16 protein-coding genes are annotated in these 22,376 nt (G+C 70.3%); 12 read left to right on the top strand and 4 right to left on the bottom strand.

Annotated features, from left to right (window positions below):
- Window positions 1-1,965: RHS repeat-associated core domain-containing protein (locus ACIF83_RS03490; RefSeq protein ID WP_399723126.1), on the top strand; the 1,965-nt coding region annotated here is incomplete at its 5' end.
- Window positions 1,966-1,969: 4 nt separating this feature from the next.
- Complete coding sequence (locus tag ACIF83_RS03485; RefSeq protein WP_399723124.1) at window positions 1,970-2,338, top strand: hypothetical protein; 369 nt, start codon at window positions 1,970-1,972, stop codon at window positions 2,336-2,338.
- Between the two features lie 288 nt (window positions 2,339-2,626).
- Here ACIF83_RS03485 and ACIF83_RS03480 read toward each other — a convergent pair whose 3' ends face one another.
- Window positions 2,627-3,031, bottom strand: coding sequence for an ATP-binding protein (locus ACIF83_RS03480; protein WP_399723122.1), 405 nt, complete (start codon window positions 3,029-3,031; stop codon window positions 2,627-2,629).
- A 177-nt stretch (window positions 3,032-3,208) separates the two neighbouring features.
- On the opposite strand from ACIF83_RS03480, the gene ACIF83_RS03475 reads away from it, so the two are divergent.
- The 5 genes from ACIF83_RS03475 to ACIF83_RS03455 are packed head-to-tail and all read left to right on the top strand — an operon-like array spanning window position 3,209 to window position 7,763.
- Window positions 3,209-4,042 carry a helix-turn-helix domain-containing protein gene (locus ACIF83_RS03475; RefSeq protein WP_399723120.1) on the top strand — a complete coding sequence of 278 codons (834 nt, stop codon included), beginning with the start codon at window positions 3,209-3,211 and terminating at the stop codon, window positions 4,040-4,042.
- Between the two features lie 8 nt (window positions 4,043-4,050).
- Window positions 4,051-4,227, top strand: a complete 177-nt coding sequence (locus ACIF83_RS03470) for a DUF397 domain-containing protein (RefSeq protein WP_399723118.1) — start codon at window positions 4,051-4,053, stop codon at window positions 4,225-4,227.
- 33 nt (window positions 4,228-4,260) lie between these two features.
- Window positions 4,261-4,866 carry an O-methyltransferase gene (locus ACIF83_RS03465; protein WP_399723116.1) on the top strand — a complete coding sequence of 202 codons (606 nt, stop codon included), beginning with the start codon at window positions 4,261-4,263 and terminating at the stop codon, window positions 4,864-4,866.
- 55 nt (window positions 4,867-4,921) lie between these two features.
- Window positions 4,922-6,409, top strand: coding sequence for an acyl-CoA synthetase (locus ACIF83_RS03460; protein WP_393465458.1), 1,488 nt, complete (start codon window positions 4,922-4,924; stop codon window positions 6,407-6,409).
- Window positions 6,402-7,763 (top strand): carboxyl transferase domain-containing protein, encoded by a 1,362-nt coding sequence (locus ACIF83_RS03455; protein ID WP_393465456.1) that lies wholly within the window; start codon window positions 6,402-6,404, stop codon window positions 7,761-7,763. The genes ACIF83_RS03460 and ACIF83_RS03455 overlap by 8 nt, the downstream gene beginning before the upstream one ends.
- 1 nt (window position 7,764) lies before the next feature.
- On the opposite strand, the gene ACIF83_RS03450 is transcribed toward ACIF83_RS03455, so the two are convergent.
- Window positions 7,765-11,394, bottom strand: coding sequence for a S8 family serine peptidase (locus ACIF83_RS03450; RefSeq protein ID WP_399723113.1), 3,630 nt, complete (start codon window positions 11,392-11,394; stop codon window positions 7,765-7,767).
- Window positions 11,395-11,604: 210 nt separating this feature from the next.
- On the opposite strand from ACIF83_RS03450, the gene ACIF83_RS03445 reads away from it, so the two are divergent.
- The 3 genes from ACIF83_RS03445 to ACIF83_RS03435 all read left to right on the top strand — a co-directional run bounded on the left by ACIF83_RS03445 (window position 11,605) and on the right by ACIF83_RS03435 (window position 13,872).
- Window positions 11,605-12,066: a CU044_2847 family protein gene (locus tag ACIF83_RS03445; protein ID WP_399723111.1), complete on the top strand. Its 462-nt coding sequence runs from the start codon at window positions 11,605-11,607 to the stop codon at window positions 12,064-12,066.
- Window positions 12,067-12,316: 250 nt separating this feature from the next.
- Window positions 12,317-12,712 (top strand): hypothetical protein, encoded by a 396-nt coding sequence (locus ACIF83_RS03440; protein WP_399723109.1) that lies wholly within the window; start codon window positions 12,317-12,319, stop codon window positions 12,710-12,712.
- Between the two features lie 122 nt (window positions 12,713-12,834).
- Complete coding sequence (locus ACIF83_RS03435) at window positions 12,835-13,872, top strand: rod shape-determining protein (RefSeq protein ID WP_399723107.1); 1,038 nt, start codon at window positions 12,835-12,837, stop codon at window positions 13,870-13,872.
- A 274-nt stretch (window positions 13,873-14,146) separates the two neighbouring features.
- Here ACIF83_RS03435 and ACIF83_RS03430 read toward each other — a convergent pair whose 3' ends face one another.
- Complete coding sequence (locus ACIF83_RS03430; protein ID WP_399723105.1) at window positions 14,147-15,634, bottom strand: PHB depolymerase family esterase; 1,488 nt, start codon at window positions 15,632-15,634, stop codon at window positions 14,147-14,149.
- A 207-nt stretch (window positions 15,635-15,841) separates the two neighbouring features.
- Window positions 15,842-16,585: an alpha/beta hydrolase gene (locus ACIF83_RS03425; RefSeq protein ID WP_399723103.1), complete on the bottom strand. Its 744-nt coding sequence runs from the start codon at window positions 16,583-16,585 to the stop codon at window positions 15,842-15,844.
- Window positions 16,586-16,849: 264 nt separating this feature from the next.
- Between ACIF83_RS03425 and ACIF83_RS03420 the strand changes: the two genes are divergently transcribed.
- On the top strand, window positions 16,850-19,216 hold the full coding sequence (locus ACIF83_RS03420; protein WP_399723101.1) for a glycogen debranching protein: 2,367 nt from the start codon (window positions 16,850-16,852) through the stop codon (window positions 19,214-19,216).
- 72 nt (window positions 19,217-19,288) lie between these two features.
- The gene (locus ACIF83_RS03415) at window positions 19,289-22,294 is read left to right on the top strand and encodes a carbohydrate binding domain-containing protein (protein WP_399723099.1); all 3,006 of its coding nucleotides are present in this window, start codon (window positions 19,289-19,291) and stop codon (window positions 22,292-22,294) included.
- Window positions 22,295-22,376 lie beyond the last annotated feature (82 nt).

The following is a 22,376-nucleotide window of genomic DNA, read 5'->3' as shown; positions in this document are numbered from 1 at the left end:
GACGGTGTCCGCTACGAGTTCGACCACGACATGGAACTGCGCCTGACGAAGGTCACGAACCCGCAGGGCCTGACGTGGACGTACGAGTACGACGCAGCCGGCCGCCTGGTCACGGAGACGGACTTCGACGACCGCACCCTGACGTACACGTACGACCCCGCAGGTCGCCTCGCCTCCCGCAGAAACGTTCTCGGCGAGGTGATGTCCTTCGAGCGGAACGAACTCGGCCAGGTGACCCGCAAGGACGCGGCGGGCCAGGTCACGACCTACGCCTACGACTTCACGGACCAGCTCGCACAGGCCACCGGCCCGGACGGTACGACGCTCACGCTTCTACGTGACCGCTACGGCCGCCTGCGCTCGGAGACTGTCGACGGCCGCACCCAGACGTACACGTACGACGTGCTGGGCCGCCGCACAGGGCGCACGACCCCCACTGGCGCCGAAACCACGTGGTCGTATGACGCGACCGGGCATCGCACAGGCATGGTGGCCTCCGGCCGGGCCATCGACTTCACCTACGACGAGGCGGGCCGTGAACTGTCTCGGCGTATCGGCGAGACAGTCACCCTTGAGCACAACTTCGACGCCCTGGGCCGCCTGACCACCCAGTCCGTCACCGGCGCCGAGCACCGCACGGTGCAACACCGGACGTACACCTACCGTGCCGACGGCAACGTCATCGGCATTGATGACCACCTCTCCGGCTCCCGCCGATTCGACCTGGACGCGACGGGCCGAGTGACGGCGGTACACGCACCGGGCTGGACGGAACGGTACGCGTACGACGAGGCGGGCAACCAGACCCAGGCATCCTGGCCGACGCACCACCCGGGTCAGGAGGCAGTCGGCCCCCGCGCCTACGCCGGCACCCGCATCATCCGCGCGGGCAACGTCCGCTATGAACACGACGTCCTCGGTCGCATCACCCTCCGCCAGAAAACCCGCCTGTCCCGCAAGCCCGACACCTGGCGCTACGAATGGGACGCCACAGACCGCCTGACGTCAGTGGTGACCCCCGACGGCACGCGCTGGCGCTACACCTACGACCCCCTGGGCCGCCGCACGGCAAAGCTTCGCCTGGCGGCGGACGGCGAAACGGTCGTCGAACGCGTCGACTTCACCTGGGACGGCACCACCCTCTGCGAACAGACCACAACGTCCGCAAACCTCCCCAACCCGGTCACCCTCACCTGGGACCACCAAGGCCTGCGCCCCCTAACCCAGACAGAACGCATCACCTCGGCAGACACACCCCAGGACGAGATCGACTCCCGCTTCTTCACCATCGTCACCGACCTTGTCGGCACTCCGAGTGAACTCATCGACGAGCAGGGCAACATCGCCTGGCACACCCGCAGCGCCCTCTGGGGAACGACGGCATGGGCGGCCAACAGCACGGCATACACACCGCTACGCTTCCCGGGCCAGTACTACGACCCCGAAACCGGCCTCCACTACAACTACTTCCGCCACTACGACCCCGAAACCGCCCGGTACCTCACGCCCGACGTGCTTGGGCTCGCACCTGCCCCCAACCCCGTCACCTACATTCACAACCCGCACGTCTGGACCGACCCCCTAGGCCTTGCTCCGAGATGCCTGAACGACACAGGCCAGGAGGGAAAGGACGTCAACGAAAACTTCATATCCGGAACAGCTGACGGACAACAACTGGCAGATCAGCTGCGAAGGGAATCGGCCAGTTCCCTCTTCAACGAGAACGGATGGCTCACCCCTCAGGCGATAGCGGAGTCCCGGCTAGTCATCCCTGGCGAGGAACTCGGGAACGAGGAAGTGCGCGAACTCATGATCTCCGACGGAAGCAATCTCAGTGATTGGGGTAAGTACACAACGAGAACGCATCAGTCACCATATGGCGACTTCCAAGTGCACTACTATTACAATCACGTGACAGGCAGAGTGCTGAAATTCGACTACAAGGTCGTCATGAACAGGAGATGACGGGATGCTCGTTCGATTCATGGCACAGCGAGCTGCGAAAGCCGAGGTCCAAGGCATTGATGCCCTCAGGGAGGACGTCGAATACGTGGTTCTCGAAGTATTTGCACCGCACGGTAAGAGTGCCCTGTTTCGCTTGGAGTTCACCGAAGGAGAAGATCCCGCGCTCTTCGACAGCAGGGCTTTCACAGTGATCTCTTCCTCCATCCCACCTTCCTGGCGCTACTTTCAGTTTGAATCCGGCTCGTTCGCACTTCGCCCGGAGCCCTGGGGTCGGCCAGGCTTCTGGGAAGCCTATTACGATCGTGACCGGAGAGCCCTCGAGACTTACGAGTCAGAGAAGAGCAGAATCTTGGCCTCCATGGAGCAGAGGTAGCGTCGACGTCAGCATCTGACTGTTCACACCGAGGGGATGTTTCCCGCGCAGAGCCGCACCGAGGAGTCCGGGGGCTGATACCGAGACATGGTCGAAGCCCATCGGATTGTGATGCCTGCTCCCGGCAGGCCCTGGCTCAGCTTTCAGTGGCCATACCGACGGGCGGTGACCCAACTGCTCCGCGGGCCACCGCTCCCACCCTCAGCCTCACCCCTTGGCGAACACCTCAGCCGCTTCCGTGGCGCGCACCGCCCACCAGTGCAGCGCCTCATGCGACGAGCCCACCATCTACGCCGCCTCCAGTTCACACCACACGAACTTCCCCCGGTTCCCGAACCGGGCCGACGGCTGCCAGCCCCAGTAGTCCGCGCAAGCCCGGACCAGGCCCAGCCCTCGCCCCTTCTCCGAGTCACCCACCTGCTCCAACGGCTGGGGTGGCCCCGGCGGCTCGGGATCCGTGTCCCACGCCCCGATCCACACCACCCCCTCCGCCGTTCGGCGAACCCTGAGCGCAGCCGGCCCCTTCGTGTGACGTACGGCGTTCGAGACCAGCTCCGTCGCGAGCAGCTCCGCCGTGTCCACGAGCCCCATCAGCCCGTGCATCGTCAGGATCAGGCGCAGGGTGCGGCGGCAGATCGTGACGGCTCTGAGGTCGTTGGGGATGTAGAGGGTGTAGTCCCAGGTTTCGGGCATGCGTCAACTCCGACTCGGTGATGGAGGGATTTCACGCGCGGTGGCATTGCCGCACCCGTCATGGCGGGACGGCACGGTGCACTTCCGCTGCGTGTGCATCGCGTCACTGACGGTAGGGGTAACCTGTAACCCCGAGCAAGCCGATCGCGCAATCCGTCCCCGAACGAGGAGCAATCGATGGTCCAGAGGCGCGAACCAACCGCACGCCAGAGGCGCCTGGGGATCGAACTGCGCAGGCTCCGCGAGGCGGCAGGACTCACCGCCATCCAGGCAGCAGCGCTACTTGGGGCGAATCGTGTCCAGATGAGCCACATCGAATCCGGGCTCGTGGGCGTGAGCGAAGAGCGGGTACGCCGCCTCGCGTCCCACTACGCATGCACGGACGGGAAGTTCATCGACGCCCTGGTCGTGATGGCCACCGACCGGACGTGCGGCTGGTGGGAGGAGTACCGGGGCCAACTGCCCACGTCTTTCCTGGACCTCGCCGAGTTGGAGCACCACGCCATGTTCCTGCACGAGGTGGCGATCCTGTATGTACCGGGCCTGCTGCAGACCGAGGACTACGCCCGCGCGGTGTTCTCTGCCAGGGTGCCCGAACTCACCAGCGCAGAACTCGAGTTGCGCGTCCGGCACCGAATGAGGCGCCAGCAGATCACCATCCCGTACACGTTGGTGCTCCACGAGGCGGCCCTACGCCTCAGGGTCCGCGACCGTGCCACCTCCCGGACTCAGCTCAACAAGCTCCTGGAACTCTCCGAAGCGGATGACATCACCGTGCGTGTCATCCCCTTCGACCTGGACGACTTCGCCAGAGCCGCCAGCACCATGTCGTACGGCGGCCCCGTCCCCAAACTCGACACGGTGGTCCGAGACGTACCCCATGGCTCAGCCTTCATCGACTCTGAAGCACAGCTCAGCGTCTTTCGAACGCGCTTCCGTAAAGTGGAAGCCGCATCACTCGACCCGGAGCGGTCGCGTGACTTCATGCACCGGCTGACAAAGGAGCTGTGAGGCACCCCATGGACAACTGGCGTAAGTCGTCCTACTCAGGCCCCGACGATGGCAACGCCTGCGTGGAGATCGCAAACTCGCCCACCCACATAGGCATACGCGACTCCAAGGCCCCGGCCAGGGCAACCCTCACCTTCCCGGCCGATGCCTTCACCCCCTTCATCGAAGCCCTGAAGAAACACTGACCGCCGTAGGCGCGTACGGACAGAAATGAGCCCATGGCGACTGACGGCACCGACGCGTACGCCGGTCTCGACAGCCTCCCGCCCCTGGTGCAACACGCCCTCACCTCCGCCCGCGCCTCCGGCTTCCCCTACTCCTGCCGCCCCGAACAGGGCCGTCTGCTGCACGCCTTGGCGGGCGGTGCCCGGGTTCGGATCGGGGAGACGGGGACGGGGCTGGGCGTCGGCCTGGCCTGGCTGGCCTCGGGGGCGGGGCCGGGGGTGCGGCTGTACAGCGTGGAGCGGGATCCGGAGCGGGCGCGGTCGGCGGCCGAGGTGTTCGCCGACCGCCCCGACGTCCGGGTGCTGAGCGGCGACTGGCGGCGCATCGAGGAGTACGGCCCCTTCGACCTGCTCGTGCTCGACGGCGGCGGGCAGGGCAAGGTGCCCGGGGACGCGCCCGCCGACGTCGAGCGGCTGCTCGCGCCGGGCGGGACCGTCGTCGTCGACGACTTCACCCCGGCGACCGGGTGGCCGCCGCTGCACGAGGGCGTGCCGGACCTCGCCCGGCTGCACTGGTTGGAGCATCCCGCCCTCCGCGCGACGGAACTGCGGCTCGCACCCGACCTGAGCACGGTCGTCGGAACGAGACTCCTGGTGTAGGAAGGGTGCCGAGAGCCTTTCCGAGAGCTTTTCCGACAGCCAAGGAGTGCGCCGCGTGTCCTCCCTCTTTCCCGCCCTGGCGGCCGGTCCCGGCGAGCGCAGCGAGATGGGGGTCCCCCCGGACGAAGTCTGGGGAAGGGTCGCCCTGCGGTTCGGCGAACGGTCGTTGACGTACGGCGGGCTCGCGGGCGCGGCGGGTGCGCTCGCCGCCCGGGTCCGCGGCGCCGGCCGGGTGGCCGTGTGGGCGACCCCGGAGCTGGAGACCGCCGTGGCGGTGACGGGCGCGTTGCTCGCCGGGGTGGCCGCGGTGCCGCTCAACCCCAAGTCGGGCGAGAAGGAGCTGGCGCACATCGTCCACGACAGCGCGCCGGACCTGATCCTGACGGCACCGGGCGCGGAACTTCCCGCTGTCCTGGGCGAGTTGGCCCGCCTCGACGTGGACGCGTCCGAGGTGGGCACCGTCCCGGAGGAGCAGGCCCGCGACGGTGACCCGGCACTCGTCGTCTACACCTCCGGCACCACCGGCCCGCCCAAGGGCGCGGTCATTCCGCGCCGGGCGCTCGCCGCGACCCTGGACGCGCTCGCCGACGCCTGGCAGTGGACCGGGGACGACGTGCTGGTGCACGGGCTGCCCCTGTTCCATGTGCACGGGCTCGTGCTGGGCGTCCTCGGCCCGCTGCGCCGCGGCGGCTCGGTGCGGCACCTGGGGCGGTTCGGCACCGAGGGCGTGGCCCGGGAGCTGAACGGCGGCGCGACCATGCTGTTCGGGGTGCCCACGATGTACCACCGCATCGCCGAGGCCCTCCCGGACGACCCGGAGCTGGCCAAGGCCCTGGCCGGAGCCCGGCTGCTGGTCTCCGGCTCGGCCGCGCTGCCCGTGCACGACCACGAGCGGATCGCCGCCGCGACCGGCCGGCGGGTGATCGAGCGCTACGGCATGACGGAGACGCTGATGAACACCAGCGTGCGGGCCGACGGGGAGGCCCGCGCGGGCACCGTCGGGGTGCCGCTGCCCGGGGTCGAACTGCGGCTCGTGGAGGAGGACGGCACGGAGGTGGCCTCGCTGGACGGGGAGACCGTCGGCGAGATCCAGGTGCGCGGCCCGAACCTGTTCACCGAGTACCTCAACCGGCCCGACGCGACCGCCGCGGCCTTCACCGCCGACGGCTGGTTCCGCACCGGCGACATGGCGGTACGGGAGAACGACGGATACGTCCGGATCGTCGGGCGCAAGGCCACCGACCTGATCAAGAGCGGCGGTTACAAGATCGGGGCGGGCGAGATCGAGAACGCGCTGCTGGAGCATCCGGGGGTGCGGGAGGCCGCGGTCACCGGGGAGCCGGACGCGGACCTGGGCGAGCGGATCGTGGCATGGATCGTCCCGGCGGACCCGCAAGCGCCTCCCGCCGCCGAGGAGTTGGCCGACCATGTGGCTCGCCGGCTGGCGCCGCACAAGCGGCCGCGCGTGGTCCACTACCTGGACGCGCTTCCCCGCAACGACATGGGGAAGATCATGAAGCGGGCACTGGTGGCCGATGCCTGAGCGACTGTCGGCGCGGGAGATCCTGACCCTGGTCGCGGACGAGGCGACCTTCGGTGAACTCCCCGGCCTGATAAGGGAACCGAAGGCGGACGGCCCGCTCGGCTGGGCGGGTTACGACGCCTCGCGCGCCCGTGCCGCCGAGCGCACCGGCGAGGAGGAGTCCGTCGTCTGCGGCACCGCGAGCGTCGGGGGCACCCGGGCCGTGCTGATCGCGTTCGAGTTCGGCTTCCTCGGCGGTTCCCTGGGCGAGCGCACCGGCGACCGCCTGGAGGCGGCCTACCACCACGCCCGTGCCCACCGGCTCCCGGTCGTGCCGTTGGTCGCCACCGGCGGCAGCCGGATGCAGGAGGGCATGCTGGCTCTCACCCAACTGCAGCGCGTGGCCCGCGAGTCGGCGCTCACCCGGGAGGCGGGCCTGCCGCAGATCGCGGTGTTGCGGGACCCCACGACCGGCGGCGGCTGGGCCACCCTCGGTGCCGGAGCCGACGTGATCCTGGCGCTCCCGGGCGCCCAGGTGGGCTTCGCTGGTTCCCGGGTCCGTCCCCCGGACGCGGACCCGGCCGCCTACACGGCCGAGGCGCAGGTGGCGGTGGGGTCGGCGGACGCGGTGGTACGGCCCGAGGAGCTGCGGGAGACGCTGGGGCGCTGGCTGCGGCTGCTCACGACCCCGGCGGCGGAGGCCTCGGCACCCCAGGCCCTCGGTACCCCGGACCTCCCGGCCACCGGCTGGGAAGCCGTCCGCCGCGCCCGCTCCCCCGAACGCCCCCGCGCACAGGCCTACTTGGACGCCTATTTCACCCACCGGGTCTCCCTCGGCGGCGACCGCTGCGGCGGCACGGATCCCGACGGCATGCTGTGCGGGTTCGGTGAGCGGGACGGCCGTACCGTGGCGTACGCGGCGCAGACCGGGGCGGCCACCCGGCCCGCCGGGTACCGCACCGCGGCCCGGCTGATCCGGCTCGCGGACCGGCTCGACATCCCGGTGCTGACGCTGGTGGACACACCGGGCGCGGCCAATGACGCCGAGGCGGAGCGGCAGGGCGCCGGGGCCGCGATCGCCGACGTGTTCGGGGCGGTGGCCGCCACCCGGGTTCCGATCACCACGCTCGTGATCGGCGAGGGCGGCTCCGGCGGGGCGCTCGCGCTGGCCGCACCCGGCAACACCTGGGCCACACCGGACAGTTACTTCTCGGTGATCGCCCCGGAACTCGCCGCGGCGATCCTCAAGCGCCCGCCCGAGGAGGTGGAGGCGACCGCGGGACAGCTGCGCATCCGGCCCCAGGACCTGGTGGAGCTGGGGGTGGTCCGCGGCATCGTCGGCATCACCGCCACCGCGGACCACCCCCGGCCCTGAGCTACTTCACGGCCACCGCCCGGATGATCTCCTGGGTCACCGAGCCGCCCTTGTCGTCGTGGGCCGAGGCCCGCAGGGAGACATGGGCGGCGCCGCGCGGCACGGTCAGCATGCCGCGCCAGGAGGCGCCCGGGCCGTTGGCCAGGGGGACCGTCCGCCAGGTCGTGCCGTCGTCGTACGACACCTCGAGCCTGCCGCCGCCGAGGGTTCCGGTGCCGGCCGCCTTCGCCACGTACTCGGCGCCGATCCGGACCGGGACGCGCTGTCCGCCGCGCACCTTGCCCGCGAGGTCGGTGTCGATGTCGAAGGCGAGGTTGATCAGCGGCAGGTAGGTCCAGTGGTCGTCCGGGGTGGCGGCCGACCGGAAGGTCCACTCGCTGTGGCCCTTCGAGGCGGGCTGCCACGTGCCGGCGTCCAGGGCGGTGTCGGTGACCACCTTGTAGGTGTGCTCGTCGGCGGGGGCGCTCCAGACGTAGGCGGCGGAGCCGGTGCGCACCCGGTCGACCAGGGTGCCGTCCAGGTAGACGGCGGTGGTCTGGGTCATCCCGCTGTCCGGGCTCCACGGGTCACCGAAGCCGGTGTGGTCGGGCCCGGAGTCGCCCCAGCCGGGGGTGTTCAACTGGATCTCGTTGCCCGCGCGTTGCTGTCCCCAGCCGAGCCCGGTGCCCAGCCACGGGTGCCACACGGGCCGGAACCAGTTCCGCTGCGTCCGGGTTCCGCCCTCGTAGCGCACCAGCCCGCTGCGCTCTTCGAGGGCGCCGTCGCGGGCGGTGACGGACTCGTGCCAGCGCTCGCCGGGGCCGGTGGAGACGTAGTCGGTGCGCTCGGCAGGGAAGTCGACGCGCTGCTGGAAGCCGAGCCCGAGCTTGAAGGTGTCGGTGATCGAGTACCGGAACTCGCCGCCGCTCACCGGCCGGGCCGCGTGGAACTTGACATGTATGGAGGCCAGTTGATCCCCGGTGGGGGCGTAGGTGAGGTCACGGTCCGGGACCGCGCCCCGGTGGCCCTGGGAAAGGTCGTACTCGTACGGCGAGTTGCGGGTGCCGGTCATGTCGGCCGTGCCCGCCGCCCGCAGCCGCGCCGCGTCCGCCGCGTCGACCGTGGCGATCTGCAGGGGCCGGTCGGCGCCGTCGGCCGTGCCCCACCAGCGCATCAGCCGACCGGGTGCGTCGTCCGTCACGAACAGGGCCTTGGCGCCCGCGTCCTGGGCGGCCTGGGCGAGAGCGGCCGGGTCGGCGCCCTCGGCGAGCCGCGCGAGCACCGCCTTGCCCGACACCCCGGTGAACGGTCCGTCCCCGACGTCCACCAGCGGCAGCCTGGTCCGCCCTTCGATGAGCGTGCCGCCCGCCTGTACGGTCGCGTCGCCGACGCCCTTGACCTCCAGCATCGGCTTGCCGAGCCGCCATACGGTCCGGTACTCGAAGGTGCCCTGAGTGACCTTCCGGGTGGGTGCGGCGAAGATGCTGTCGTAGGTCAGGGGCACCTGAGCCGCGTCGAACAGGTCGGATCCGTTCGCGTCGCGGTCGTACTCCATGATCAGCTGCTGGGTCTCGGTGCGTCGGTCGACGTCCGCCCTGATCTCGCGCAACGTCCTCCCGTCCAGGGTGACTTCGCGGTCGCGGTCAAGGGTGATCTCGGGGGCGGCGAGGAAGCCGAGGCCGAGCGAGTCGGCGCCGTGGCTGCCGCGTACGTCGAGGAAGGAGGTGAGGCTGTAGGTGCCCGGTTTCAGGCGCAGCTCGAGCGTGCCGGAGTCGCCGACCTGCGCGGGGAACGCGTCCACGCCCGCGGCGAGTGTCTGCACGGCGAGGTAGGCGGCGGTGGGCGCGCCGTCGCGGTCCTTCACATGGACGGTGAGCGTGTACCGCTCCTCCTCCTTGACCAGCCCGAAGGCGGTGTGCGCGAGCGGGGTGCCGTCCGTGCCGGTGGCCACGATCTGGCCACTGGTCTCGCCGACCGGTGCCCTGGAGCCGTCACCGGTGACGGTGGTGGAGGCGGTGCCGTGCGCGGGGACGGTGAGGGTGGAGTCGGCCAGGGTGGCGACGCCGTCCGGGGCGCCCTGCGCGGAGAGCTTCAGCTGCACGTCCTGGTCGGACGAGTTGCGGTAGGTGAGGGTCCGGGTGACGGGCTTGTTCTGGTCGTACGGCCAGCTGTAGAAGCCGAGGTCGGCGCTGCCGGTGGCGGTGACGTCCGCCTGCACGGCGCCGGAGACGCTGAGCCGGCCCGCTCCCAGCTCGTACGCGGACGCGTCCAGCCGCTCGGAGCTGGACATCAGGGCGTCCTTCAGCTGCGCGCCGGTCCAGTCGGGGTGGGCCTGGGCGAGCAGGGCGGCCGCTCCGGCGACGTGCGGGGTCGCCATGGACGTACCGCTCATCGAGGTGTAATAGCCGCTGCCGGAGACGAGCTGGGAGCGGGCGGCGAGGATGTCGACGCCGGGCGCCGAGATGTCCGGCTTCAGGGCGTTGTCGCCGTACCGGGGGCCGGCGCTGGTGAAGTAGGCGGCCTGGTCGGCGGAGTCCACCGCGCCGACGGTGAGGGCCGCGTCGGCGGCGCCGGGCGAGCCGATGGACGACGGGGCGCCGGTGTTGCCGGCGGCGATGACGAAGAGGGCGCCGGTCTCCTCGGAGAGGGTGTTCACCGCCTGGGCCATGGGGTCGGTGCCGTCGCTGGCCTCGGTGGAGCCGAGGCTCATGGAGATCACCCGGGCGTGCACGTCCCGCGCCGCCCACTCCATGCCCGCGATGATCTGGGACTCGCTGCCCGAGCCCTGGTCGCTGAGCACCTTGCCGACCGCGAGGGTGGCGTCGGGCGCGACGCCCTTCTCCTTGCCGTCGGAGGCGGCACCGCTGCCGCCGACGGTGGAGGTGGTGTGGGTGCCGTGGCCGTTGCGGTCGGCGACCTCCTGCCCGTCGATGAAGCTCCTGGTGGTGGTCACCCGGTCCTTGAGGTCGGGGTGGCTCAGGTCGGCACCGGTGTCGAGGACCGCGACGGTGACGCCCTTGCCGGTGAGCCCGGCGTCCCAGGCCGACTGCGTCCCGATCTGGGCGTTGCTCTCGGCCATGTCGGCCTTCACGCGCCCGTCGAGCCAGACCTTGCCGACGCTGTCGCCACGTGTGAAGGACCGCCAGAAGGTGCGCCCCCGGTGCGCCTCGACGGCGGCCCCGCGCAGACTCGGCAGGCTCCGGGTCCGCTCGGCGCCGGCCGGGGCGGCGGCGGAGCGGGACCTGCCGTAGGTGACGATCAGCGGCAGCGCGTCCGCCTTGGCGTCCGTGAACCCCTGCCGGATCAGCCCGCTCACGTCGAACAGCCGCCGGTCCAGGGTGCCGGCCCGCAGATAGGGCAGGGCCTCGTCCGGTACGACGGTGATGTCGCCGCCGTTCATCTGCGTCCGTACGACACCGGTGGCCCCCCGGGGCCGCTGCACGGTGACCGTCTTGCGGTCGTTGCCGAGGTCGGTGACAGTCACCTTGTCGCCGGTGACGAGGGTGACGGTGGCGGTGGCGGTGGCGGAGCCGGGGGTGCGCGGGGCCGCGGTGACGGCCTCTCGCGCGCCCGCCGAACCCGTCGGCAACAGGGCGATCACTAGCCCCGCCGACAGCAGCGCCGCTCCGCGGCTGACTGGTCCTCTGGTCATCCACGCCTCTTCTCGTGTCGAGTGCGTCGAGTGCTGGGACGAGTGTCATGTGCCGTGTGTTGCAGGGGTGTTGACCGTCGGTGGCGGAAAGGCGTCCTGGCGGCTTCCCGCCACCGGCGGCGCGCTGCACGGGTCGAACCGGGGACAGCCTCACTCCCCGTCCGCAACAATGGACTTGGCCGTCGATCAGGAACACGGGGGTAAGGCGCCATGAACAAGCTGATGGAATTCACCACGGAGGACGGTGCCGTCGTCGTGGTGGAGGCCACGGACGGCGCGAGCGGCACCCGGCTCGTCTCCCGCGGCGAGAACGGCGGCCCGGCGGCCCAGGCCGCCCGCACCTTCGAGGGCACCCTGGACGGCGTCCGCTCGGCGGCCCAGTCCGCACTCCGTGTCTTCCGCGACGGCACGCTGCGGCCCGACTCCGTGGAGCTGGAGTTCGGAGTGAAGCTGAGCGCGGAGGCGGGGGCGGTCATCGCCAAGGGGGCGGCGGAGGGGCAGCTGGTGGTGAAGCTGAGCTGGTCCTCGAAGGACCCGCCGCCGGCTGCCGCGGACGGCGCGGATTCTGTCGTGGGCGACGCGCGTCCTGCCCCTGACGGCACGGGCCCTGTCATGGGCGACGCCGGTCCTGTCGCGTCCGGCGCGGGTCCGGAGCCCACCGCCCGGTCATGAGCGGCGCGGCCCGGCACGCTCGGATCGAGTGCGGGGGCGCGGCGGCCGGAGCAGGCTTCCTGGTGGCTCCCCGTACGGTGCTGACCTGCACGCATGTCCCGTCGCTTCGGCGGGAGTTCGAGTTCCTGGCCGATTCCCCGCACGGTCGTCCGCTGGACCTGCTCCAAGCAACGAACTCCACCGGGCGCAACCGGACCTGCGCACCCGCCTCGCAGCGCTGGAGACGACGGCCGCCCTGCTGGCGGACCCCGTGCCCGACGCCGACCTCCTGGTGCGCACCCTCGCCGACCGCGGCCGGACGCTCGCCGTGGTCGCCGACTGTGCGAGGCAGGCCGCAGAGCCGTACCTGTGGCGGCGCCGGCTCATGAGTGAACTGGGGGGTGGAGTCCACCGACGCCACGGCAGCGACTTCCCGCCGAGGCCCATCGGCAACACCCTGGACGAAGCCGTCCGCGCCACGCGCGTCCGCCGTCGCAGATGCCTGGTCATCGCCGCCACCGTGGCCGAGGCGGCCGCGGCGCACGTCCTGGGCGTCAAGTACATCTGGGTGGGCGCCACCCGCACGACCATCGACGAGGCCCCCGTCCTCGGCGTCCCCGGGAAGGACGGCCTCCGCCCCCTCCTCGACGCCGCCCGCTCCCTCTGAAACCCCCCATTCAGCCGCGCCCCACCCGGCCCCCTCCCGCAGGCGCGCCAACAGAATCCCCCAGAGGATGCGAAAGAAGCCACCGTCCGGCCGCAAGACCTGCGCACTCGGGAGGATCTGCCGTGACCGTCAGTCTGGAGCAGCTGCGCCGTTGCCACGTCGCCGTCGATCTGGGTGCGGCCCGTACCCGGGTGTACGTGAAGGGTGCCGGTCTCGTCGTCGACCAGCCCTCGGTCGTGGCCGTGAACACGCGTACCGGTGGCCTCATCGCGGTGGGCGAGTCCGCGGAGAAGATGACCGGGAAGACGCCGGGTTTCATCAGGGTCCAACGGCCCGTCTCCGGCGGCACGGTCGTCGACATCGAGATGGCCCAGCGCATGCTGCGCCACCTGCTCGGCGACAAGATGCGCAGGGCGCTGCGCCGCAAGCCCCGGCTGCGCGCGGCGGCCTGCACCCCGCACAACGCGGACCCGCTGGCCCAGCGGGCGACGATCGAGACGCTGGTCGGGCTGGGTGCGCGGCGGGTGGAGCTGGTGGACACGCTCATCGCGGCCGCGGTGGGGTGCGGGCTGCCCGTGGAGCAGCCCGAGGCCACCATGGTCATGGTGTGCGGGGCGGCGACCACGCAGGTGGCCGTGCTGTCGCTGGGGTCCATCGTGGTCGCCGAGCGGATCCCGGTGGGCGGGGAGGCCGTGGACCACGCGATCGTGCAGCATCTGCGGCACGAGCACGAGCTGATGCTGCCCAGCCAGGCCGTACGGCCGCTGCAGCTCGCCCTGTCCGGCAACGGTCTCACCCCGCACGGGCCGGCCTCGACGGAGATCCATGGGCGGGACGTGGCCACCGGGCTCCCGCGCAGCGTGCACGTCGACACCGCCGCCGTACGCGACGCCGTCCATGCCCCGCTGACGGCGGTCCTGGACGGGATCGGCAAGGTGCTGCGCGACTGCCCGCCCGACCTGGTGGCCGACCTCGCCGACCGCGGGATCACGATGGTCGGCGGCTCCGCGCTGCTGCCCGGCCTGGACCAGATGCTGCGCCAGGCGATCGGCATCCCGGTGCACATCGCCGAACGGCCCGACGTGTGTGTCGTACAGGGTCTCGGGGCCATGATGGAGGGCCGGATCGAGCCGCTGCTCCTCGGCCCGCTGGCCGCCTGAGGCGACCCGCGCGGCGCGGGCTTCCCCGTTCTTCAGGTCGTCAGTACGGCAGGATGCGCCCCGAGGGCGTCCTGCGGTCGATCTCCTGCCCGCGCGGGGCGGCGGGCCGACGAATGACACGTACCCGGATCCGACGGTCCATGACGCCCTCCTCCTGCCGGCACCGCTCCCGTGGCGGCTCCCGTAGGAGGTGCGTGCCCAGGACAGAGCATGTCCAAGCCAAGTACAGGCCATGTCTTGGCTCTTGAGCGGTCACCCGCTCAAGAGCCTGGCGTCAGGACGGGCAGCCCGAGTCGGCGATCACGTAGTAGCCGGACGAGGTCTCCTCAAGGGTGTGGGTGACGGCGACGTTGTAGAGGCCCATGTTCTGGTTGGAGCCGTTGGCATGGACGTAGCCGAGGCTCTGGTGGGCTCGGCCGGCCGCGACCTGGTTGTAGTTGTTGTCCGTGAAGCACTGCGGCTGATACCCGGTGGTGGTGGCCGAGACCGTCGACGACCGGGTGCCGACCGCGCCGGCGGAGTCCACCGCGGCGACGGTGTAGCTGTAGTGCGTGCCGGAGTTGAGCCCCGTGTCGTCGAACGACGTGCCGGTGGTCGAGCCGACCTTGCTGCCGCCGCGGTACACGTTGTACGAGGCCGCGCCGCTCACCGCGGACCAGGAAAGCGACACCGTGGTGTCGGCCGTGCCGGTGACCGTGAGCCCGGTGGGTGCCGGGAGGCTGCTGGTGCCGCCCCCGCCCGAGGTGTCCAGGCCCCAGAACTTCGCGGTCCAGTACGACGAGCAGATGTAGTTGAGGTAGTAGGTCCCCGTGCTGCCGCACTGGTCGGTGCCGGAGCCGGGGTTGACCGCGAGGCCGTGTGCCATGCCGGAGACGGAGAAGGTCTCCACCGCGGGCTTGCCGCTCGAGTCGTTGTACACGGCCTGCGTGGTGCCGCCGGTCAGGGTGGTGGTCGAGGACGGGGTCCGGCCGATGCCCTGAACGTCGGTCCACTGGTCCCGTTCCTCGGCGGCGTTGGCCGGGTTGACCGTGGTGTCGCCGGTGCCCTGCCAGATCGCGACGCGCGGCCAGGGCCCGCCCCAGTTGCCGGAGGCGGTGCGGACCGCGTCGCCCCACTGCTGCGGGGTCTTGCTGACCGCGCTGTTCTGGCAGGTCAGACCGCTGGGGAGGTCGGTCGCGCAGCCCGCCGGGATGCCGGAGTCGATCGCACCGCCCGCGAACACGTCGGGGTAGTCGGCGAGCATGACCGAGGTCATCGCGCCGCCGGCCGACAGCCCGGTGACGTAGACGCGACTGGGGTCGCTGCCGTAGTGGGACTTGGCGTAGTCCACCATCTGCTTGATCGACAGCGCCTCGCCCTGACCCCGGGTGTAGTCGGAGGACTGGAACCAGTTGAAGCAGGAGTTGACGTTGTTGGAACCGGTGGTCTGCGGGAAGACCACCGCGAAGCCGTACAGGTCGGCGTACTTGGGCCAGCCGGAGTGGCCGTAGTAGTCGCTCGCACTCTGGGTGCAACCGTGCAGGGCCACGACCAGCGGCGCCCCGGAGGGCAGGCCGTCGGGAACGTACTGGAACATCTGCAGACTGCCCGGGTTGGAGCCGAAGCCCGTGACCTCCTGCAGGCTCGCGGCCTGCGCCGGAGCCGGGGAGAGTCCGAGGACCACGGCGATCAGGGACAGGACCGTCGCCGCCGCGGAGGCGGGACGGGGCCATGTCAGGCGCCATGAGCGGCGTGGTACGGATGGGGGTGAAGTGGGGTTCATCGTGCCACCTGGAGATCGCGACGGGCGGGGGCGGGGAAGGCAGCCGTGCGTGCTCCGAATCCGGTGTGTGGCTTCGGAGTCACGGGGACGTTACGTCCGGGCTTTCGAGGGCCGTAATGGAGGCGCGCCCCACCTCGCGGCAGCACGGGCTGTGGGCCCGCACCGTTGTGACCCGGGCAGGCTGAGCGAACAACCGCCCGCGCGGGGTCACTTGTACTTGGCCATGAACGCCTTGACGTCCACCCACACCCGGGGGTCGGCGCCGAACATGTCGGTGCCGTGGGCGTTGCCGTCGACGAGGTGCAGCCTCGCGTCCGGTGACTTCCTGGACTGCCTGTCCTGGGCCGTCACGTCCTGCGCGAAGCCGGAGTCCTGCTTGGCGGCCACGTACAGCACGGGGACGGTCAGGTGCGCGGCGGCCGCTTCGGCGTCCATGCCCTGGTAGACGCTGGGCCCGGAGAGGTTGATCACCGCGGCGACGGGGGGTTTGACGATCTTCGGGGCAGCGACGACCGAGGCCGTGCCCCCCTTGGAGGCACCCATGAGGATGACCTTGGTGGCGCCCTTGTCGGACAGCAGTCCGGCCGCCGCGGTGATCTCGGCCGCCTCGTCGCCGATGCTCTGCACGGCCAGCACCCGGTAGCCCTCGCCGGCGAGTTGGTCGGCCTGCGGCACCCAGGAGCACACGTCACTGTTCGCCATGTGTGACAGCACGACGCCGGTGGCTCCCTTGCCCGTCAGATAGCCGCCGACCGGGAAGCCTCCCACCTCGAACTCGATCGACCCGTCGAGCTGATCGCCGCCCAGGCAGCCGAAGTCGTCCCGGGACGCCGACGCCGACGGCTCGCCACGGCCGCCCTCGCTCTTCCCGTCACCGGTGCATCCGGCCGCGAGCGGCACCACGAACAGCGCGGACAGCGCCAACGACGCCATGAATCGCGTTCTGAGCATGACAATCCCCCGATGCCCCAAGGACGTTGCAGGTGAGCGACGCGACGGATCTTGGACCCGGTCGAGCCCGGCGCGCAAGGGGCGTGGGCCACGCGATCCGCCCCGCTGATCCGCCCTGCGATTCCGAACCTGCCGATCGTGCGCGAGGTCTTTACGGTACTCAAAGCTTGCACTACTTTCCGGCAAGATTCAGCAACTCCTTTCAAGCCGGCGGCGCTTCGGGACCAGCGCCGGGGCTTGCCCTGCCTGCCCTCAGGAGCCGCCGTGTCTTCGTACCCCCCTGTCCGCACACGGAGAAGACGCCGCCTCGGCATACGTGCCGCGACAGCGGTCCTCGCCGCCACCGCCGCCTTCGCCGCACCGCTTGCCCCCGGCAGCCTCGCCACCCCGGCCGCGGCCGCGACCGGCGGTCCGCTGGGTGCCCGTTACGACGCGACCGGCGCGAACGTGGAGTTCCGGGTCTACTCCTCCCGCGCCACCCGCATCGACCTGTACCTCTACGCCACGCCGACCGGCAGCCAGGAGGCCGCCGCCGTCCCGCTCACCAAGGACGCCACGACCGACGTCTGGTCCGTGACCGTCCCCGTGACCACGCTCCAGCAGCAGTACGGCATCACCGGCCCCGTCTACTACGGCTACCGGGCCTGGGGCGCCAACTGGCCCTACGACCCTGCGTGGACCAAGGGCTCCACCGCCGGCTTCGTGGCGGACGTCGATGCGGCCGGCAACCGGTTCAACCCGAACAAGCTGCTGACCGACCCCTACGCCCGGGAGCTCACCCACGACCCGGTCACCCCCACCAACACCGACGCCTCGGTCTACGGCACCGGCCCCCAGCACCGCGCCGTCGACAGCGCCCCGCAGGCCCCCAAGGGCATCGTCCTCGCCGCCGGCACCACGAGCACCGGCACCAAGCCGACCCGCTCCCTGAAGGACGACGTCGTCTACGAGGTGCACGTCCGCGGACTCACCCAGAACGACCCCTCCGTCCCTGCCGCCTACCGCGGCACCTACAAGGGCGCCGCCCTCAAGGCCACCGACCTCGCCGCCCTCGGCGTCACCGCGGTGGAGTTCCTGCCCGTGCAGGAGACGCAGAACGACGCCAACGACGTGGACCCGACCAGCACGACGGGGGACAACTACTGGGGCTACTCCACCCTCGACTACTTCGCGCCGGACCGCCGCTACGCTGCCGACCGGAGCGCCGGAGGCCCCACCCGCGAGTTCAAGGAGATGGTGAAGGCCTTCCACGACGCCGGGATCAAGGTCTTCACGGACGTGGTCTACAACCACACCGGCGAGGGCGGCCCATGGAACGCGGGCGACAAGAACACCTACAACCTGTTCTCCCTGCGCGGCCTGGACAACCCCACCTACTACTCGCTCACCAGCGACATGCAGAGTCCGTGGGACAACACCGGCGTCGGCGGCAACGTCAACACGTACAACCCCGTCACACGAAACCTGATCACCGACTCACTGGCGTACTGGAAGGACAGCCTCGGCGTCGACGGCTTCCGCTTCGACCTCGCGCCGGTCCTCGGCAACACCTGTCAGCACGGCTGCTTCCAGTACAGCCGCACCGACCCGGACACCGCGCTGAACCGCATCACCGCCCTGATGCCCGCCCGTCCCGCAACCGGCGGAACCGGCACCGACTGGATCGCCGAGCCCTGGGCCCTGGGCAGCGGCACCTACCAGGTCGGCAACTTCCCCGCCGGATGGTCCGAATGGAACGACAAGTTCCGTGACACCATGCGCCGCGACCAGAACGCCATGGGCGTGGAGAACGTCACCCCCAGCGACCTGGCCACCCGCTTCGCCGGCTCCTCCGACCTCTATCAGCCGAACGGCCGCGCGCCCTTCAACTCCGTCAACTTCATGGTCGCGCACGACGGTTTCACCCTCGCCGACCTCTACCGCTGCACCACCAAGAACAACACCCAGGCCTGGCCCTACGGCCCGTCCGACGGCGGATCGGACTACAACCTGTCCTGGGACCAGGGAGGAGTCGCGGCCGATCAGCGCAAGGCCGCCCGCAACGGCTTCGCGTTCCTGATGCTGTCGGCCGGTACGCCGATGATGACCGGCGGCGACGAGTACCTGCGCTCGATCCGCTGCAACAACAACCCCTACAACCTGGACTCCTCGGCCAACTGGCTCACCACGTCCCTCACCGGCGACCAGAGCACCTTCCACACCTACGCCGAGCGCATGATCGCCTTCCGCAAGGCCCACCCGGCCCTGCGCCCGGCGGACTTCTACAGCGCCGCCGACGGCAACGGCAACGGCATGGACGAGCTGGACTGGTTCACCCCCACGGGCAGTGCACCCGACGGCACCTACTGGGGCAACCCCAACAACCACGCCCTCGCCTGGCGCTACGACGGCACCGAACTCGGCGACCCGAGCAGCGCGATCTACGTCGCCAACAACGGCTGGTCGGGCGACGTCGACTTCACGCTCCCGTCCCCCGGCGCGCGCAAGACCTGGTACCGCGTCACCGACACCTCCGCCTGGGCCGAGGGCGCCGACCAGGTCGCCCGCCCCGGCAGCGAGGCCTCGATCGGCGGCACCGGCACCGTGTACCGGCTGCACGGCCGCGCCGTCCTGGTCCTGATCGCCAAGTGACCGCCGGATTCGCACCACCACCCGCACGGCCGCGCCCCGCCGCGGCCCCCGGCACGAGGAGTTCCCCCCACCATGGACCGCGCACGCCCACCTGGCAGAAGGCGCCGGCCCCGGCCGCTGACCGCTCTCCTCGCCGCACTGCTCGGACTGCTCGCGCCGCTGCTGTCCGGCGCGCCCGCGCACGCGGTGACGAACGCCGTCGCCGCGACGAACACGGCCACGGTCTTCTACTACACGCCGACCCGGAACTGGTCGTCGTACTACCTCCACTGGGCGCCCTCCGGCGGTAGCTGGACCACCGTCCCCGGCACCCGAATGGACTCCGCCTGCACCGACTGGGTCAAGCTGACCGTCGACCTGGGCTCCGCCACCACCTGGCAGGCGACCTTCGACAACGGCTCCGGCACCTGGGACAACAACAACGGCGCCAACTACCAGCTCGGCACCGGAAAGATCACGGTCAGGGACGGCGTGGTCGCCCACAGCGACCCGTGCGGTTCGACCCAGCCCCCGGCGGGCAACACTGCGACCGTCTGGTACTCGACCGCCACCGTCGGCTGGCCCACCGTCAACCTGCACTGGGCGCCCGCGGGCGGAAGCTGGACCACCGTCCCGGGCGTCGGCATGGACCCGGCCTGCACCGGCTGGGTGAAGAAGACCGTCGACCTGGGCTCCGCCACCACCTGGCAGGCCACGTTCAACAACGGCAACGGTGTCTGGGACAACGACAACGGCGCCAACTACCAGCTCCCCCAGGGCAATTCGAAGGTCAAGGACCACACGGTGACGGCCGACGCCACCGACCCCTGCGCCGCCTCCGCACCCGACACCACCGCGCCCGGCGCGCCCACGGGCGTGAGCGCGAGCGTCACCGACACCTCCGTGGTGCTCACCTGGAACGCAGCCACCGACGATGTGGGCGTCACCGGCTACCAGATCACCCGCACCGGCGGCAGCGGCGGCACCTCGGTGACCAACACCTCTTCCACCGTCCTCTCCGTGAGCGGCCTGGAGACCCGCACCTCCTACTGCTGGACCGTGAAGGCCCTGGACTCGGCGGGCAACCTCTCCGCCGCGAGCGCGTCGGAGTGCGCCATCACCGGCGACGCACCGCCGCCCGCCGCCTCGGGTACTCCGCTCGGCGGCGATCCGCGCAAGGACCCGGTCTACTTCGTGCTCACCGCACGCTTCTACGACGGTGACAGCTCCAACGACCGCGGCGGCAGCCAAGACGTGAAGTCCGGCAACGCGGCCAACAACGACCCCATGTTCCGCGGCGACTTCAAGGGCCTGATCCAGAAGCTCGACTACATCAAGGCCCTCGGCTTCTCCGCGGTCTGGATCACCCCCGTCGTCCTCAACCGCTCGGACTACGACTACCACGGGTACCACGGCTGGGACTTCTACCGTGTCGACCCGCGCCTGGAGTCGGCCGGCGCCTCCTACCAGGACCTGATCAACGCCGCCCACGCCAAGGGCATGAAGATCTACCAGGACGTGGTCTACAACCACTCCTCCCGCTGGGGCGCCAAGGGCCTGTTCGTCCCCAAGGTCTACGGCGTGCGCGACTCCCAGTGGTCCTGGTACTACGACCGGCCGAACGCGGACTTCGACTACGACGGCCTGACCGTCGAACCCGTCTCCGGCAAGTCGTACTACAACGGCGATCTGTGGTCGACCGCGGAGCCCAGCGGCAACACCTGCCTCAACTGGGGCAAGCCCACCGGCCAGTACAGCCCCGAGGGCTACACCCTCTACAACTGCCAGTGGCCCTCACCCACCAACAAGCTGTTCCCCGCAGCGCTCTACCACCAGTGCTGGCTGGGCAACTGGGAGGGCGAGGACTCCCGCTCCTGCTGGATCCACGAGGACCTGGCCGACTTCGACACCGAGAACGCGACCGTCCAGAACTACCTGATCGGCGCCTACGACAAGTACATCGACATGGGCGTGGACGGCTTCCGGATCGACACCGCCGTACACGTGCCCCGCATCACCTGGAACCGCCGCTTCCTGCCCGCGATCCACGACGAAGTCACCCGTAGGTTCGGCCCGGACAAGGCAAAGAACTTCTTCGTCTTCGGCGAGGTCGCCGCCTTCGTCAACGACAAGTGGAACCACGGCTCGGTCAACCACTCCGCGCAGTTCTACACGTGGAAGGAACGCAAGGACTACACCGACGACGACGTCCAGGCGGCACTCGACCAGTACACCTACGAGGAGAACCTGGGCCCCGCCGGCCAGCCCGCGTCGGCCAACGCCTTTCTCGACGGCAACAGTTACCACACCCCGGACCACAGCCGGTTCAGCGGCATGAACATCATCGACATGCGCATGCACAACAATTTCAGCTACGCGTCCAACGCCTTCAACAACGGCAAGGACTCCGACGACTCCACCAACGACGCCACCTACAACGTCGTCTACGTCGACAGCCACGACTACGGCCCGAACAAGTCGAGCACGCGCTACGCCGGGGGCACCGACGCCTGGGCCGAGAACATGTCCCTGATGTGGACGTTCCGCGGTATTCCCACCCTCTATTACGGATCGGAGATCGAGTTCCAGGCCGGCAAGCGGATCGACTGCGGCCCCACCTGCCCGCTCGCCGACACCGGGCGCGCCTACTACGGCGACAAGGTGGCGGGCGAGGTCACGGCGAGCGACTTCTCCGAAGTCTCCAGCGCCTCGGGTGCCGTGGCCACCACACTGCAGCAGCCCCTGGTCAAACACCTTCAGCGCCTCAACCAGATCCGCCGGGCCGTCCCCGCCCTGCAGATGGGCCAGTACTCCACCGAGGGCGTCAGCGGTGACATGGCTTTCAAGCGCCGCTACACCGACGCGGCCACCGGCGTCGACAGTTACGCCCTTGTCTCGGTCGGCAACGGCGCCACCTTCACCGGCATCCTCGACGGCACCTACAAGGAGGCCGTCACCGGCCAGTCCGTCACCGTCACCAACGGCACCCTCGACGTCCCCGCTTCCGGCAAGGGCAACCTGCGGGTCTACGTCCTGGACCTGGGCGGCTCCAACGCAGCGCCCGGCAAGATCGGCACCGACGGACCGTATCTCAAATGAGGACTCGGCTCAGGATCTTACGGATCTCGACCGGTTGACGGTCACTCACTACGCGTATCCAAGACATGTGCTAAGAACTGTC

The organism is Streptomyces sp. NPDC085866 (assembly GCF_044541035.1).
Classification (GTDB): Bacteria; Actinomycetota; Actinomycetes; order Streptomycetales; family Streptomycetaceae; genus Streptomyces.
This window is presented reverse-complemented; position numbering and strand designations above follow the sequence as displayed.

What these genes read in the sequence shown, in the direction of transcription:
- ACIF83_RS03485 (WP_399723124.1), top strand. Translation starts at nt 1,970, where the DNA reads ATGCTCGTTCGATTCATGGCACAGCGAGCTGCGAAAGCCGAGGTCCAA.
- ACIF83_RS03480 (WP_399723122.1), bottom strand. Translation starts at nt 3,031, where the DNA reads ATGCCCGAAACCTGGGACTACACCCTCTACATCCCCAACGACCTCAGA.
- ACIF83_RS03475 (WP_399723120.1), top strand. Translation starts at nt 3,209, where the DNA reads ATGGTCCAGAGGCGCGAACCAACCGCACGCCAGAGGCGCCTGGGGATC.
- ACIF83_RS03470 (WP_399723118.1), top strand. Translation starts at nt 4,051, where the DNA reads ATGGACAACTGGCGTAAGTCGTCCTACTCAGGCCCCGACGATGGCAAC.
- ACIF83_RS03465 (WP_399723116.1), top strand. Translation starts at nt 4,261, where the DNA reads ATGGCGACTGACGGCACCGACGCGTACGCCGGTCTCGACAGCCTCCCG.
- ACIF83_RS03455 (WP_393465456.1), top strand. Translation starts at nt 6,402, where the DNA reads ATGCCTGAGCGACTGTCGGCGCGGGAGATCCTGACCCTGGTCGCGGAC.
- ACIF83_RS03450 (WP_399723113.1), bottom strand. Translation starts at nt 11,394, where the DNA reads ATGACCAGAGGACCAGTCAGCCGCGGAGCGGCGCTGCTGTCGGCGGGG.
- ACIF83_RS03445 (WP_399723111.1), top strand. Translation starts at nt 11,605, where the DNA reads ATGAACAAGCTGATGGAATTCACCACGGAGGACGGTGCCGTCGTCGTG.
- ACIF83_RS03430 (WP_399723105.1), bottom strand. Translation starts at nt 15,634, where the DNA reads ATGAACCCCACTTCACCCCCATCCGTACCACGCCGCTCATGGCGCCTG.
- ACIF83_RS03425 (WP_399723103.1), bottom strand. Translation starts at nt 16,585, where the DNA reads ATGCTCAGAACGCGATTCATGGCGTCGTTGGCGCTGTCCGCGCTGTTC.
- ACIF83_RS03415 (WP_399723099.1), top strand. Translation starts at nt 19,289, where the DNA reads ATGGACCGCGCACGCCCACCTGGCAGAAGGCGCCGGCCCCGGCCGCTG.